Annotated in this window: 9 protein-coding genes; 8 read left to right on the top strand and 1 reads right to left on the bottom strand. The window is 39.9% G+C overall.

Annotation, left to right across the window (positions count from 1 at the left end):
- Positions 1 to 5: 5 nt before the first annotated feature.
- Complete coding sequence (sucC, locus tag NMS_RS10635) at positions 6 to 1,199, bottom strand: ADP-forming succinate--CoA ligase subunit beta (protein WP_041496702.1); 1,194 nt, start codon at positions 1,197 to 1,199, stop codon at positions 6 to 8.
- A 693-nt stretch (positions 1,200 to 1,892) separates the two neighbouring features.
- Here sucC and lysA point away from each other — a divergent pair.
- The 8 genes from lysA to NMS_RS10595 all read left to right on the top strand — a co-directional run bounded on the left by lysA (position 1,893) and on the right by NMS_RS10595 (position 12,838).
- On the top strand, positions 1,893 to 3,125 hold the full coding sequence (gene lysA / locus NMS_RS10630; protein WP_041496700.1) for a diaminopimelate decarboxylase: 1,233 nt from the start codon (positions 1,893 to 1,895) through the stop codon (positions 3,123 to 3,125).
- Positions 3,126 to 3,455: 330 nt separating this feature from the next.
- Positions 3,456 to 4,403, top strand: a complete 948-nt coding sequence (locus NMS_RS10625; protein ID WP_041496699.1) for an aminotransferase class IV — start codon at positions 3,456 to 3,458, stop codon at positions 4,401 to 4,403.
- A 66-nt stretch (positions 4,404 to 4,469) separates the two neighbouring features.
- Positions 4,470 to 5,285 carry a CPBP family intramembrane glutamic endopeptidase gene (locus NMS_RS10620; protein WP_041496697.1) on the top strand — a complete coding sequence of 272 codons (816 nt, stop codon included), beginning with the start codon at positions 4,470 to 4,472 and terminating at the stop codon, positions 5,283 to 5,285.
- Positions 5,286 to 5,328: 43 nt separating this feature from the next.
- Positions 5,329 to 6,000, top strand: a complete 672-nt coding sequence (locus tag NMS_RS10615) for a DsbA family oxidoreductase (RefSeq protein ID WP_041496696.1) — start codon at positions 5,329 to 5,331, stop codon at positions 5,998 to 6,000.
- 10 nt (positions 6,001 to 6,010) lie between these two features.
- Entirely contained in the window at positions 6,011 to 6,700 is a 690-nt protein-coding gene (locus NMS_RS10610; protein WP_052476915.1) for a haloacid dehalogenase type II, read from the top strand.
- A 60-nt stretch (positions 6,701 to 6,760) separates the two neighbouring features.
- Positions 6,761 to 7,468: a membrane or secreted protein gene (locus NMS_RS10605; protein ID WP_041496695.1), complete on the top strand. Its 708-nt coding sequence runs from the start codon at positions 6,761 to 6,763 to the stop codon at positions 7,466 to 7,468.
- Between the two features lie 26 nt (positions 7,469 to 7,494).
- The gene (locus NMS_RS10600; RefSeq protein WP_041496694.1) at positions 7,495 to 8,256 is read left to right on the top strand and encodes an aldose 1-epimerase family protein; all 762 of its coding nucleotides are present in this window, start codon (positions 7,495 to 7,497) and stop codon (positions 8,254 to 8,256) included.
- Between the two features lie 616 nt (positions 8,257 to 8,872).
- The gene (locus NMS_RS10595) at positions 8,873 to 12,838 is read left to right on the top strand and encodes a PAS domain S-box protein (RefSeq protein WP_041496692.1); all 3,966 of its coding nucleotides are present in this window, start codon (positions 8,873 to 8,875) and stop codon (positions 12,836 to 12,838) included.
- The last annotated feature ends 9 nt before the right edge of the window (positions 12,839 to 12,847 follow it).

The raw sequence follows: 12,847 nt of genomic DNA, 5'->3' as shown, positions 1-12,847 counted from the left end.
GAAGACTAAGCAAGCACCGCTTGTACTTTGTCTGCTGCTTCCTGAAATTCAATAGCACTTTGTACATCCATTCCAGAGTTGTCAATCAATTCTTTTGCGATCTCTGCATTAGTTCCTTGGAGACGTACAATCAATGGTACATTCATCGCGTCACCCATGCTTTTCTTAGCATCGATAATTCCTTGTGCCACACGGTCACAACGTACGATACCACCAAAGATATTTACAAGAATAGCTTTCACTCCTTTATCCTTCAAGATAATTTTGAATGCTTCTTCTACTCTCTTGGCATCTGCTGTACCACCCACGTCAAGGAAGTTAGCTGGTTCACCACCAGATTGCTTGATCAAGTCCATCGTTGCCATCGCAAGTCCTGCACCGTTTACCATACATCCTACATTACCATCAAGATCTACATAGTTCAATCCTACCGCACGAGCTTCAACCTCTGTTGGGTTTTCTTCTCTTATATCGCGCATCGCCTCAAGATCCTTGTGACGGAACAATGCATTCTCGTCCAAAGTAATCTTACAATCCACAGCAATGATACGCTCATCACTTGCTTTCAATACTGGATTGATCTCAAATAGTGCGCTGTCTGATCCTACGTACGCATTGTATAATTTGGAAACGAATTTGGTCATTTCTTTAAATGCCTTACCGCTCAAACCTAGGTTAAATGCGATACGTCTCGCTTGGAATCCTTGCAATCCGTGTGCTGGATCAATAACTTCAGTGAAGATCAAATGCGGAGTTTCCTCTGCAACCGTCTCGATATCCATTCCACCTTCGGTAGAATACATAATCATGTTTTTCCCTTGTGCACGGTCTAATAATACGGACATGTAGAATTCTTCTACTTCAACCTCGCCTGGTTCGTAAACATCCTCTGCAATCAATACTTGGTGTACACGCTTACCTTCTGCAGAAGTTTGTGGCGTTACTAGGTCCATTCCTATAATCTCACCAGAGATCTTCTTCACATCGTCAAGACTTTTGGCAAGTTTTACTCCGCCACCTTTACCACGGCCACCTGCGTGTACCTGTGCTTTGATGACGTGCCATCCAGTTCCAGTTTCCTCGGTCAATTCCTTGGCAGCTTTAACGGCTTCTTCTGGAGTAGTTGCGATTTTACCACGTTGAATGGTAACACCATAACTGGCTAAAATTTCTTTTCCTTGATATTCGTGAAGGTTCATATGTGTTTTTTAATTCTTTCGATTCGTCTAGCAAAAATAGGAAAGCAGGCGGGTTAATGGAAATTATTGGTACTAATAAAAAGTTATGACTTACGAGTTCAGAGTTATGAGGATTCTGAGACCTTGAGTTTGTGGGTATTTACTCCTGCGCAGGCCCCATTGTCCACCCCCTGGCGGACATTTCCCCAAAGGGGAAAAATTTCATGAACATTTCTATTTTATTCAATGAAGTTTAACCTGCATCTGACAACCATCCAGTAAACCAGTATCGAGCGACAGAGAAGATATGGTTCTTGTTCCAAGGCAAGTTTACTGCAAATTCCTTTTCTCGACAACTCGATAAACTCAATACAGTGCTGACACTCAAAACAGAAATCATAAGATTTTGACTTCCAAAAAAGGTCTCTACTACGCTGGACCAAGCATTTTCTCAATCGGAAATCAAAAATCTCCAATCTCATATCGTTAATCCTGTTTGCGTTAGGGATTGAAGTGGAAAGCCCACAGCGAGGCACGATCGAGGACTTGCAACGCAAAGCCCAACCTGAGCGGTAGCGAAGGGAACGTCCTAATAAAAACGAAATGAAAAGCTAAAATTAAAATGTAAATCAAGTACTACAAACTTTTTGGGATTATCGCTGTTATCCGCCTCTCTCCTATTATTTTTGTACGCTTAACTTAACGCATAATAAAATGAATGCACAAGATCTTTTGAGCGTAGCCCAGGAACACGGTAGTCCTGTCTATGTCTATGATGCAGAGGCTATTGTCTCGCAGTATGAACGTTTGACGTCCGCTTTCGCGAAAGCGAAAAACCTTAGAATCCATTACGCCGTAAAGGCATTGTCAAACATCTCGATCTTGAAGCTTTTTAAACAGTTAGGCGCCGGACTCGATACCGTGAGTTCACAGGAAGTACAGTTGGGCCTAGCTGCTGGCGTGGATCCATCCAAAATCATCTACACGCCGAATGGCGTTTCCCTTGAGGAAATTGAGAAGGTGGCCGGTATGGGCGTGCAGATCAATATTGACAACCTGTCGATACTGGAGCAATTTGGTGCTAAGCATCCTACGGTTCCTGTTTGTGTGCGTATCAATCCGCATGTGATGGCTGGTGGTAATGCTAACATTAGCGTTGGTCACATTGACTCCAAATTTGGTATTTCCATACATCAGATTCCGCATTTGTTGCGTATCGTAGAAAATACGGGAATGACCGTGAATGGTGTGCACATGCATACCGGTAGTGACATTCTGGACATAGGCGTATTCTTGTATGCGACCGAAATCCTTTTTGAAACCGCGGCGAAATTTAAAGATCTAGAGTTCATCGATTTTGGCTCTGGATTTAAAGTACCTTACAAAGAAGGTGATGTATCAACAGATATTGAAGAACTGGGCGATCAACTGAGCGATCGTTTTAATGAGTTTTGCAAGAGTTACGGTAAAGACATTGCGCTGGCTTTTGAGCCAGGTAAGTTTTTGGTTTCTCAGGCTGGACACTTTTTGGCTAAAGTCAATGTGATCAAGCAAACGACCAGCACGGTTTTCGCTGGTGTGGATTCTGGTTTTAATCACTTGATCAGACCAATGCTTTATGGGTCTTACCACGGTATCAAGAATATTTCCAATCCAGATGGCAAAAACCGCTTTTACAGCGTCGTAGGTTACATCTGTGAAACGGACACTTTTGCACAAAACCGACAAATAAGCGAAATCGCCGAAGGCGATATTCTTGCCTTTTCCAACGCTGGTGCCTATTGCTACTCCATGGCGAGCAACTACAATTCGCGTTATCGTCCTGCAGAAGTGCTTTGGCATAATGGCAAGTCACACTTGATACGTGAACGTGAAACCATGGATGATATCTTGCGTAATCAAGTAGATGTAGAATTGGAGATTGGTGCTGAAGCTGTGGAAGCTTAGGGATTGGCGATTTGAGATTGACGATTGTTGATTGTTGATTGTTGATTTGGTCGAGACAGATCCACATCTTTGGATTTCTGTCATGCTGAAGTAGGTCGGCATCTTCAATATCTGTCATGCTGAACTTGTTTCAGCATCTCCTAGTCGTTTAACTGAATAATTATAGAACTCTCGATCCTTTGTTGGGTTGGGAGTTTTCTTTTTTTTCACCTCATTGGAAAGGTATTTTTGAAAGAGCCTTAATTGAAAGATAATGGCTTAAGTAATCTCCTAAATCAAAAACCCTAATAATTATCGTATCTTGTTTATAGTCTGATAATTATATGAGTTATGATATTAAGATCCTTAACATTAGCTATAGTAACTCTACTCCTTTTCTCTTCCTGCGACGAAGATGACGACACCATTTCCATAGGGCTGCTTGCCGAGCATCGCGGTGTCTACATCAATGACTTTTATACGGCTGGAATCTTGGGCAATGATGCCTTGGAAGATGATTTGCTCGCATGGGTAGATGTGAATGATTTTACTGATATCTATCTCTATAATATTGGTGATGCGTTGGGCGATGGACTGGATGATGATCTCAGAGCCTTTGTAAACAAAGCCCATAACGAAGATCCTTTCGTCAAGGTTTCTTTTGTATCTGCTGGGTTTGGGGATTCATTCTCTGAGATTGAAGGCTATCACGATGGTCGCAAAGACAGCAGGCCAGATGGAATTGTCAGTGAAATTGAGTTCTGGAATGGAACCATGAATTATCTAGATAATTATGAGCCATGGATCGATAGATTGAACGATCTGAAATTCACGCCACCACCAGGAATGGCTGGTCCATTGAATCCTGGCGTGACGCGTCAATTTTACATAGGAAAGATCAAAGATCCTGGTCTGCCACCTAGCCTACTCATTGCGAAGGAATTAGTTCTCCATCACGACGAGATCTTTTTAACCAACTACCATACAGACGCCTGGAATTTATCTGGCTCGATTGAAGAAAACTCCATCGTCAATAAGTTGAATTTGCTAGCGCAAGCTGGAATGGAACTCAACCAACAAGTTAACATTGTTATTCTATTCAATGTCAATCAGAGTTCGTTAGCGCCTGAAATTTGGGATTACTTTGCTACAACCGCCACGGATCATGAGTTCGAGGAAGCCTTTGTGGAATGGAGCAATGATTACCAGGCAAGCACTGCTATCACCAATAAGGAGTTTCTCAACATCAAGGGATTCGGTATTTATAGGTATACGGATGCGTTGAACGCACGACCGTAGGACCAGAACTTCATTGATTAATTTCCAAATTTTTCTCAAATTGCAGGGAAGATTTCATCACTGTTCATGAATTTTAAGAAAGTAGCATCCTTTATAGCATTGACATTCATCTGGTCATGGACCTTATGGATACTGGGTTTGCAGCATTTGGAAGACGGAATCACTGCAGAAAGCATCGACACCTTCTTGATCTATTTTTTTGCTGGTGTTTACGGGCCGAGCCTAAGTTCGATTATTATAACACTTCTATTTGATGGGTTCTCTAATACCTGGAAGTTGTGCAAAAAACTCTTTATGTTCAAAGCAGCTTGGTGGATTTATGTACTGATATTGGTGCTTCCGCTGGTATTTGTTGCTATTGGGTTACTGTTATATCAGTGGTTTTTTGGAAGCGTTGGAGATTTTAAGTTCGCTGCCGTTGCTTTTATTCCTATCGTTTTATGGTCCGGATTTTATGCAGGCCCATTAGGAGAAGAGTTAGGCTGGAGAGGCTTTTTGTTGGCAGAATTTCAGACTCAATTTTCCAATCTTAAAAGTGCTATTGTCATAGGAATTATCTGGTTTTGCTGGCACATCCCATTGTTTTGGGCACCTTTTGGAACCTTAGTAAGCGGTAAATCCCTCCACCTTTTCCCTATTCTTACCTATCTGGTTTTATTGGTGGGACTGTCCATCATCATTACATGGATGGTAGTACATTCTAGAGGCAGTGTGTGGATAGCCATCTTGTTCCACTTATCTATTAACGCCGGACTCCTGTTATTGTTTTTTCCAGAAATAGGACCAAACTTTAAGACCATACACTTGTTATCCACCGCTGGCGTATGGATTTTTGCAGGATACTTAATTTATCAAAGAGGGCTTAATCTTCCATTGCGATAAATGGGTATTTCGCTTTCGCGAAAGCGAACTATATGAAATAATAATGAAGGAAAAACTAAAAATCGACATTGTATCAGACGTTGTTTGCCCATGGTGCACCATAGGTTACAAACGATTGGAAAAGGCAATCAATGAATTGGGGATTGAAGACCAAATCGAAATCGAATGGCAACCATTCCAGCTCAATCCCAACATGCCTGCTGAAGGTCAGAATTTACAGGAGCATATTGTAGAAAAGTATGGTTCTAGTCTAGAGCAATACCGACAAATGCAGGAGCAAATGACTGCCGCTGGCGATAGTGTTGATTTTGTTTTTGATTATTACGAAGAACAGCGCATGGCCAATACGTTTGATTCGCATATCTTATTGGAATATGCCAAGGAATTCAACAAACAAACGGAATTGAAAATGCGGCTAACCACAGCATTTTTCAGCGAGCGTCAGGATGTTTCCAAACGGGAAGTTTTGAAACAAGCCTTACTGGATGTAGGCCTGAATGCTGAGGAAGGAATGGCACGATTGAATAATGAAGAAGCGCGAAAAGCAATCACAACCCAAGAAAATTATTGGAAAGAACTAGGTGTAAATTCCGTTCCCACAATCATATTTGATAGAAAAAGTGCCGTGACTGGTGCGCAGCCTGTAGATGTATTCAAACAAGTATTGACTCAAATACTAAAAGAGCACGAGACGTCTGAGTCTTCAAAATCTTAAAACTGAATAAATGAACCATAGACCAAAAGTCCTATTCTTTGATGTGAATGAAACCTTGCTTGATCTTTCCAGTTTGAAAGAAAATGTGAGCGAACTTTTAAACGGTCGTGATGATTTGCTGCCATTGTGGTTTACGACTCTATTGCAGTATTCGCTAGTGACTAGCGCTGGCGGTCAGTATGCCGATTTTGCAAAGATTGGTGCAGCGACCTTGCAAATGGTGGCGGCCAATAATGATATCGAACTTTCAAAGCGTAAAGCAGAAAGTCTTGTGATCGATTCTTTACGCGATCTCAAACCACATCCAGAAGTTAAAGATGCTCTTACTCGGTTGAAGAATGACAATTATAAATTAGTTGCGTTTACGAATGGCTCCAACGAAGGAGTCAACCAACAAATGAAAAATTCTGGACTGACTGACTTGTTTGATGAATTGTTGAGCGTTGAAAGCGCTGGAAAATTCAAGCCTTTTAAAGAAGCCTATGATTGGGCAGCGCAACACATGAATGTACAGCCCGATGAATGCATGATGATTGCTGCTCACGGTTGGGACGTCGCTGGCGCTCAATGGGCAGGATGGCGCGCGGCTTTTATTGCTAGACCTGGACAGCAGCAATATCCGCTAGCTCCTAAAGCAGAAATCTTTGCAACTAATTTGCAAGAAGTGGCAGACCTAATAGTTACCTATTCCAAGAATTAAGATTTCAATAATGAATCCTGTTTGATTCTTTATTAATTTGAACCTCTAAACGATCTACCTATGAAAACTCTTTTTCTTTTATTAGTTGGCTGCTTTTCTCTCATTACTACTGCTCAGGAAATTACTGGTGCATGGGAAGCTACATCTACCGATCTCAACGGAAATACCCTAAAAACAGTCGCCATCGTTACAGACGATCATAATGTACTTACCACTTATGACGCAACCACAGGTAAATTCATGAGCACTATGGGCGGATCTTGGTTAATGAACAACGGCGTATTAACCGAAACCATTGAGTTTCACACACAAGATCCAAGTCTTGTTGGACAGGAACAACAGCTTCAAGTTATCGTAGATAATGATACAATGCAAATACCAGAACTAGGAATGACTTTCAGTCGGATAGACGATGGATCTGAAGGTGCGTTGAATGGTGCGTGGTTAATGTCAGGGCGTGTGAGAGATGGTGAGACTCAATCGAGAGATACTACTGGCTCAAGAAAAACCATGAAAATCCTTTCAGGTACGCGCTTTCAATGGATCGCTTACGACACTACAAGCAAAGAATTCAAAGGAACTGGCGGTGGCAGCTATTCCACTGTTGATGGAAAATATACTGAGAATATCGAGTTCTTTTCTAAGGACGATTCCAGAGTCGGTGCAAGTCTTGAGTTCGACTATGATCTAAAGAATGGTGACTGGCATCATTCAGGATTATCCAGCAAAGGTGATCCCATTTATGAGATTTGGAGTCTTAGAGAGTAAGTCCCATATGCATATTGAACAATAGCATGCTCTATACCATACAGAACGATCAACTCATTTGTACCATAAGTTCTACAGGCGCGGAAATTAGATCCTTAAAGCATAAGGCAACTGGTAAAGAATATATTTGGCAGATTGAGGAATCTGTTTGGGGCAGCAGTTCGCCAGTGTTGTTTCCTGCTATCGGGAAGATTAAAGGCAACAAGATCACATATCAAGGTCAGGATTATTTGATGCCCAGACACGGTATCATCAGGCATACTGAGGATCTTATTTTTAAGCAGCATACCGATTCAAAATGTTCGTTTACACTACACAGCTCTCCAGAAACCTTGAAACAGTATCCGTTTAGGTTTTCATTTTCAGTGGTTTATGAGTTGGTTGAAAATGAATTGAAGATGACCTACTACGTTGAGAATAAAGACAAGGTTCCCATGCATTTTGCCTGTGGTGGTCATACAGCTTATGCCTGTCTGCTCAATGATGGCAAGCAATTAGGGCATTACGTGATCGAGTTCCCTACTACCAAATCATTAAAGGCTCGTACCTTGGGCTCATCAGGTTTACTTTCCAATGAAACTCGCGAAATCCCTTTGGTAAATTCTGCGTTATCACTTTCAAAGACCTTGTTTGATCGCGATGCTTTGATACTTGCAGACGTAGATTTTGATTGGGTTCGCTTTCGCGAAAGCGGAAAAAACAAAGGTATTCTCGTAAAGTTTGAAGGCTTTTCCAATCTCGCACTTTGGTCAAAACCTGCCGCTGATTTTGTTTGTATTGAACCATAGCTAGGGTTGCCTGATTCAGAAACGGAATCACTAGATATAACTGAAAAGTCAAGCTATACTTCCCTAGCGCCCCATTCTAACTTTGAAATATCTATCATCACTGTAGTGGAATAACAATTTACAGACTTTTGATAGTTAGTTTAACTTAGTAAAACGAATCATGGTGATGATGGTTTCTTTTTCTTAGAACAAATTCTCTAAAGCATCGAGTAAGAAAATAATTTCATAAAGTAGTAGAAAAATTATTCTATTACCGGATTTACCGATTCTCGAGCCATTCACATATAGCTTAAAAATTATCATCATTAAACTTCATGTTCCTTCTCAATTATTTCTATAAGAAATCATATCAAAAAAAACCTGTAGGATTATATTGATAACATTTGTTCATTTTTTTTATAAATGCAGCCAAAATTGGTGCTTTGACGCACAAATAAAGGAATATTCGTTGTTGCTACAAGGTTTTTTGTGTAAGTAATGGACTACTAAAAAATTGTTTATTATCTGGTTTCAAACTATTTAACATTTCGTTTTTAGATCAAATAATCAGAACCCTAAAAGTTAAATTTTGGTCAAATTTTATTAAATTCTCGATGTAATTATAACCCTCCCTCAAATGGATCAAGCTCAATTGACAAATATCTTTCTGGATCAAAGCGAGGACCTTCTTTGGATAATCAATCTTGACTTACAATTGATTTATGCGAACAAGAGATATTTTAACCTCATAAAAGAAGTGACGGGAAAGGAACTGAACCTTTACGAACCTGTACTGGTAAAAGGATTTGGCGAGGGTTATATGGAAAAATGGAAAAATTATTATAGTAGGGCGCTACAAGGCGAGTGTTTTAATTTAGAAGAACATTATTCTCATCCTGAAAGTAATGAAATACATTACGGTCAAATCACCTTAACACCACTCAAAGGAGACGATCAAGAGATTTTTGCAATAGCTTGTAAATCAAGAGATATTACCCGTATTGTTAAGCAAAAATCTGAAGCAAATCAATTAATTGACGCATCCCTGGATGTTTTTTGTACCATCAATGAGAAGGGCAATTTTGTATTTGTCAGCGCTGCTAGTATTGACCATTGGGGGTATACCGTTGAAGAGTTGGTGGGCAAACCTTACGTTGATTTTATTAAAGAAGAGGATTTGCCTAAAACTGAAGAAACAGCAGCAGCCATTCTTAACGGTCAAGACATCAAATCTTTCATTAATAGATATAAGAAAAAATGTGGAGGTATTGCCTATAATTTATGGTCGGTACACTGGGATAAAACTACACAACTCATGTATTGTGTCGTACGGGATGCCAAAGAAATCATTGAGCAAGAAACTAAAATTCAACAAAGTGAACAGCGCTTCAAAGCATTAGTTCAGGAAGGTGCTGATATGATTGCTATACTAGATGCAGAAGCGAACTATAAGTATGCGAGTCCAACCAGTCTATCTGTTCTTGGCATCCCACACGATGAATTTATAGGCAGAAATGCCTTTGAATTTATCCACCCAGAAGATGCAGAAAGAGCTTCAGAAGGATTGAATCAATTGACTACCCAAAACAGGGTAGTTCTAGAACCTTTTCGTTTCAAAAATCATAAGGATGAATGGAGATGGCTAGAAACGGTACTGACTAACATGACAGACAATCCGGCAGTCAATGGTATTGTATCTAACTCTAGGGATATCACTTATAAAATTGAAAAAGAGCATACGCTTAAGCTCCTAGAGAGTGTCATCACAAATACTAAAGATGCTATTTTAATGACAAAAGTAGAACCTGTTGAGTATCCTGGGCCTAAGATTATTTATGTCAATCAAGCGTTTACTGAAATGACAGGTTATGAGGCTAAAGATGTCATTGGTAAGACTCCTAGAATACTTCACGGTCGCAAAACAAATCCAGAAGAACTGGCAAGAATAGACAAAGCTCTTATAAATTTGGAACCCTGTGAAACTACTATCATCAATTACAAAAAATCAGGAGAAGAGTTTTGGAATAACTTCACAATGACGCCAGTTGCCAATGAAAAAGGATTGTATACACACTGGGTTGCCGTAGAGAGAGATGTAACGGAGGAGAAGAAATTAAGAGAATTGAATCAGCAAGCGAGCAGACTTGCCAAAATTGGAAGTTGGGAAATTGATATAGAAAATCAAAGTCTTTTCTGGTCTGACAAGGTTCACGAAATACATGGAACAGACCCAAACACATATGAATCAAATTTAGAAGAAGCCATCAACTTCTACAGAAAGGATTTTCGTCCCATGGTGCAGGAGGCGATTCAGGAATCCATCACCTCTGGAAACCCGTTTGATTTTGAAGCGGTCATTGTATCCACTGATAAGACTGAGATATGGGTACGCGCCAATGGAGTTGCAGAAATGGTAGATGGTAAATGTACTCGTTTGTACGGTAGTGTTCAAGACATCAACGACCGTAAGGAAGCAGAGGTCAGATTGCAATCACTTGCAGATAACTTACCAGGAGTGGTTTATCAGTATCAAATCTTTCCTGATGGAACGGATGCTCTGAATTATGTGTCTGGTTCAGTAGAACAATTATGTGGCTATACAGCAGCTGAGATCAAAGAAAATTTTGACCTCATATGGAATGGCGTTAAAAATGGTGGTGACTTTGAAGAGGTTCAAGCTGATGTTTCTAGATCTATTGAAACTAAAACCAGATGGAATAGTCGCTTTAGATATATGATGCCCTCTGGTGAATTTAAAACCTTCCTTGGTACTGGAGAACCTGAATTTCTAGCGGACGGTTCCGTTATCTATAATGCGATTATCCTTGATGTTACCGAAGAGGTCAAAAACGAAAAATTACTCGAGCAAACAGTTAGAACAGCACGAATGGGCAGCTGGGAAATGGACTTGGTTCATCAGGATGGGAATAACATGTACTGGTCACCAATGCTCTTTGATATTTTAGAGCTGGATGAGAGTTACAATCCTACTTTAACTGGAGGTATAGAGTTCCATGTAGGAGAGAGTAAAGAGCGCATTCAAAAGGCTCTTGAACTTTTAATTAGTGACGGTATTGAGTTTGATGAAGAGATCTTATTGATAACTGCCAAAGGGAATGAACGCTGGAATAGAGCTATTGGAAAAAGCGAAGTAGTAAATAACGTTCGAGTAAAGATTTATGGAAGCTTCCAAGATATTCATGAACGTAAAGTAGCAGAGATAAACGCCTTGAAAGCAAAAGAGATAGCACAGCTAAGTGATGCTAAATTTAAAGCATATACAGAGCAGTCACCTATAGCCATCTATACGACAAATGTCGAAGGAGATTGCATTTATGCTAATAATACCTGGCTCGATCTGGCTGGTATGACTATGGAGGAAGCCTTAGGCAAGGGTTGGGCCAACGCTTTACATCCTGATGATGAGGATTACGTTAAAAACAACTGGTATAAATCTGTTTTATCTAATGGAAAGTGGGTTTATGAATACCGATTTCAACACAAAAATGGAGATGTTGTTTGGGTGAACGGTACCGCAAAAGAACTATTCAATAAGAACAACGAACTAGTAGGTTATCTAGGGACTAATATTGATATTACTGAAATTAAGAAATCTGAAACAGAAAGAAGTAATCTTCAAAAAACAATTGAAAACAGTTTAAACGAGATTTACATTTTTGATGCTGAAACCCTTCAATATACCTATATAAATAAAGGTGCACTCATCAATTTAGGATATTCTTCAAAAGAGATTGAAGCCTTAACACCGTTAGACTTGAAGCCAAACTTTACGATATCCTCGTTTAAAGAACTCATCAACCCTCTAGAAACAAGAGAAAAAGAGAAAATTATCTTTTTTACCATTCATCAAAGGAAAGATGGAAGCAGTTATCCTGTAGAAGCCCACTTACAATTAGTAAACCAAGGCGACAAAAAACGATTCCTAGCCATAGTTCTAGATATTACAGAACGTAAAAAGGCTGAAAATAAAATCCTAGAGTCGAAAGAACGTTTTGAAAAAGTTATTGAGGCTACTAATGACTCTATCTGGGATTGGGACCTAATAAATGGTACCAATGAGCGTGATAAAGTCGTAGAACGATTTTTCGGTAAGAAGGCTTCCAACTTGAAAAATATTTCTGGATTCTGGCAAGATAACTTTCATCCCGAAGACCTTGAAAAAGTTCAAAACAGTGTTCACAAAGCAATAGCTGATCCAACAGTAACCCGATGGGAACTGGAATACCGAGTAGTTAACGAAAATGGTGAAACCTTGTATGTAAAAGACAAAGGTTTAATAATTAGGGATGACAAAGGGGTTGCAGTTCGCATGGTTGGAGCCATGACGGATATTACGGAATCTGTGCAGCGCATGAAAATAATAGAGCGACAAAATGAAACCCTTAGAGATATTGCGTGGACGCAATCACATGTTGTACGTGCACCACTTTCTAGAGTGTTGGGCATCATAAACCTCTTGGAGGAGCAATCTAATTTATCAGATGATTTAAACTTTTGGATGGAGCAGTTACGTACTTCTACGATGGAAATGGATCAAATAGTCAAGGACATTGTTAGTGAAACAAATGAACTGATAAATTAGTAAATTGGC

The sequence above is a fragment of the Nonlabens marinus S1-08 genome (assembly GCF_000831385.1).
GTDB classification, from domain to species: Bacteria; Bacteroidota; Bacteroidia; order Flavobacteriales; family Flavobacteriaceae; genus Nonlabens; species Nonlabens marinus.
Note: the sequence above shows the minus strand (reverse complement) of the source record. Positions and strands in the feature narration are given on the sequence as shown.

Excerpts from the sequence above, each read along its gene's own strand:
- NMS_RS10605 (WP_041496695.1), top strand. The coding sequence starts at position 6,761 with ATGAAAACTCTTTTTCTTTTATTAGTTGGCTGCTTTTCTCTCATTACT.
- sucC (WP_041496702.1), bottom strand. The coding sequence starts at position 1,199 with ATGAACCTTCACGAATATCAAGGAAAAGAAATTTTAGCCAGTTATGGT.
- NMS_RS10615 (WP_041496696.1), top strand. The coding sequence starts at position 5,329 with ATGAAGGAAAAACTAAAAATCGACATTGTATCAGACGTTGTTTGCCCA.
- NMS_RS10600 (WP_041496694.1), top strand. The coding sequence starts at position 7,495 with ATGCTCTATACCATACAGAACGATCAACTCATTTGTACCATAAGTTCT.
- lysA (WP_041496700.1), top strand. The coding sequence starts at position 1,893 with ATGAATGCACAAGATCTTTTGAGCGTAGCCCAGGAACACGGTAGTCCT.
- NMS_RS10625 (WP_041496699.1), top strand. The coding sequence starts at position 3,456 with ATGATATTAAGATCCTTAACATTAGCTATAGTAACTCTACTCCTTTTC.
- NMS_RS10595 (WP_041496692.1), top strand. The coding sequence starts at position 8,873 with ATGGATCAAGCTCAATTGACAAATATCTTTCTGGATCAAAGCGAGGAC.
- NMS_RS10610 (WP_052476915.1), top strand. The coding sequence starts at position 6,011 with ATGAACCATAGACCAAAAGTCCTATTCTTTGATGTGAATGAAACCTTG.
- NMS_RS10620 (WP_041496697.1), top strand. The coding sequence starts at position 4,470 with ATGAATTTTAAGAAAGTAGCATCCTTTATAGCATTGACATTCATCTGG.